Source organism: Archangium sp. (genome assembly GCF_036389735.1).
In the GTDB taxonomy this organism is placed as follows: Bacteria; Myxococcota; Myxococcia; order Myxococcales; family Myxococcaceae; genus Archangium.
In genome coordinates this window covers 1-2,600 of sequence record NZ_DASVWK010000884.1, presented here as the reverse complement: position 1 = coordinate 2,600, position 2,600 = coordinate 1, and the positions used below count along the sequence as shown (strand labels likewise).

2 protein-coding genes and 1 pseudogene are annotated in these 2,600 nt (G+C 68.0%); all 3 read left to right on the top strand.

Annotated features, from left to right (window positions below; translation table 11 throughout):
• Positions 1-824, top strand: a pseudogene (locus VF794_RS31630) (hypothetical protein); the annotation flags it as partial.
• Entirely contained in the window at positions 814-2,298 is a 1,485-nt protein-coding gene (locus VF794_RS31625; protein ID WP_331116841.1) for a hypothetical protein, read from the top strand. The pseudogene VF794_RS31630 and the gene VF794_RS31625, both read left to right, overlap by 11 nt.
• A 4-nt stretch (positions 2,299-2,302) precedes the next feature.
• Positions 2,303-2,600, top strand: a 298-nt coding sequence (locus tag VF794_RS31620) for a hypothetical protein (protein WP_331116840.1), incomplete at its 3' end; no start/stop codon positions are given.

The window sequence follows — 2,600 nt, the reverse complement described above, 5'->3', positions numbered from 1 at the left end:
TGTACGCGGAGGCGTTTTCCTCGGACGTGCTGGGTGCGCGCCTCATGGGCGCGGAGGTAGCGCTCGACCTGGCACACCTCTTCACGGGCCCGCAGGAGCAACCGGGGCGCTACACGCTGGCGTTGTCCGCGGTGCACGACTGGGGGCGGGCCGGAGGCTACTCTCCCCAGGTGACGCTGGCGCACCTGGATGGAACGGCGGTGGTGGTGGTGCGCCCGGACTACGAGCTGCACGTGCTGGCCGGCTGGGGTGGGCGTCCGAGTGTGGGCGGGGCATGGGGCGCGGTGGCCGGCGTGGGTGCGGATGCGGTGACGCCCACGTTGGACGCACGGCTGCGGCTCGAGGTGCGAGGGCAGCGCGGAGGCTTTCGCCAGGGCCTCTTCGGCCCGGACTACGAGCTGGCGCGCTTCCGCGCAGCGGGCCCTTCCGGATTGCCAGTCGTGGAGGCGCCCTTCCCCGACGGCTTCTCGGTGTACGGCGAGGCAGTGGTGGGGTGGGATGCGGTGCGGCTTGGCGGGTTGCGGCAACGACACCTGCACCTCTCCCTGGCGGTGGAGGCGTTTACCTGGGGACGCGTGGACGTGGACGGGCGGCTCGCGGCGCAGTTGGCCGAGCGGCGCGTGGAGGTGGCCGTCAGCGCGCTCGCCACCGGAGTGGGCAGGCCAGAGGCGCGCTACCTGTATTCGGGCGAGGTGCGTTGGCGCTTTGGCGGGTGGCTGTACGCGGTGGGCCAGGGCGGCACGTTGCTGTTCCCGACACCGGGCGAAGCGCTGCGCCCGGGCGCCTTCGCGTCCCTGGGCCTGGGGGTGGACCATGCCCGCTGAGATGGCGCGGAAGTGGGTGGCCTTGGTGCTCGGGACCGTCGTGCTGTCCACCGGCTGCATCACGGTGACGCCACCAGCGGGACGCGGCATGCTTCTGGACCGCAACCCGCGTGCCTCCTCTGGGTTGGCGGGCGCGGTGCGTGATGACGCCCAGTACGCGGCCACGGGCTCGAGTGCACCGACTCGGCTGCTCCGCCGACGGGGTGAGCGCGTGCAGGGCACGGAGGTGGCCATGGTGAGCCCGGCTGAGATGGCCGTGCGCGCGGTGGCCAGTGGCGCCGTGCAGGTGGACGCCTTCGAGTACCTACTGACACTCGCGGGTCTGGACAACGTCAACGACCTGCGCCCGCGAGGCGCTCCCCTCACCCCCCAGGAGGCGGCCCGGGTCCTGACGGTGCTGATGAACAAGCCCGTGACGCTGGGCTCGTTCCCGCCGCGAATGGCCGTCTGCCACCTGCTGCGTGAGGTGCTGGAGGGAGGGGATGTCTCCCGCGAGGAGTTGCTGCGCCGCGTGGAGCGCTTCAAGAGCGTGGCCGTGCTGCGGCCGGATGGCTACCTGGCCTGGACGCTCAACGGACGCACGCAGCAGAAGGTGGGCCCGGTGGAGTGGAAGGAGGAAGCCTTTCGCGCTGGCTCCTTCGAACTGGGCCGCTTCTACACCGTCAGCGGGTGGGTCTTCCGGCAGGCGGATGCGCAACTGCGCCCCCTCCTGGAAGGGCCCCCACTGGCCGAGGTGTACGACGACGCCGACTACGTTGGCCGCTCGCTGGATGGCGCGGAGGAAGCTTTCGTCGACCTGTACCACGCCATGGGCCAGTTGCTCTCCCACCCGTCGGACAGCATCGCTTCGCTGCGACACCTCCCGGCGGGAGTCGCGGCCCTCATCGCCTCCTCGCCGGAGTACCTCGAGCGCTTCCGGTACATGACTCGGGGCGAGCAGGTGAAGGCGGTCTCGAAACTGACGACGAACCTCATCCTCACCTTGGGCACGGCGGGGGGCACGGCCAGCACGCTGACGCGGACGTTGGGTGGGCTGGAGGTCACCATGCCGGTGCTGTCCCTCTCGGCCGAGGGCCTGCTGGCGGTAAGGACGGTGGCGGTGTCAGCGGGCACGGTGACAACCACGCTGGAGGTGGGCGCGGGCACCATCGCCATCCTCCACATGGCCAGCAGGGATGACCAGGCCCCAGGGGGTGAAAGCAAGAATCCCTATGTAGGCTTGACGAGGGCGCAACTCGAAAAGTCAAGAAGAAGCTTCATCAAGCTGATCGAAGAGCATGAGAAGAAGCTGCTGGAGTACCGTACCGATCCCTTCGCCAAGGATAATCTTGGAAAGCTCAAGAACCAGCCTCCTGAGATTCAACGGAAAATCATCGAGGGACGAATCGAAGAAGTGGAGAGACAATTGAAGGGCCAGCGTCTGAACTTGAAGAGGGTCGAAGAGGTCCTGCGCACGCTAGATGGAGGAGCGTGAGCGCATGCGAATCCTCATGCAGGAGCTGATGCTGATGCTGGAAGGGCTCGTCCGGGGCGAGTCCACGCTATTTGGGGTAGACGTCCTGACGATCGACGACATGGACCGTTATTGGGTTGTCAGATCCCCCGAGTGGACCGAGTTCCACCAGGAGCCCAAGCTGTCCGTGGGCTCTCTGCTGGAGGACTGGGCAGGACTTCAGCGGGTGCTCGAGGGCGGCACGCCCACCGCGGTTGATTTCGAGCGACTGGGGGCTGTGCTCCGTGTCGTCTCCGACCGCATCCTCGAGCATTCCACCTCGG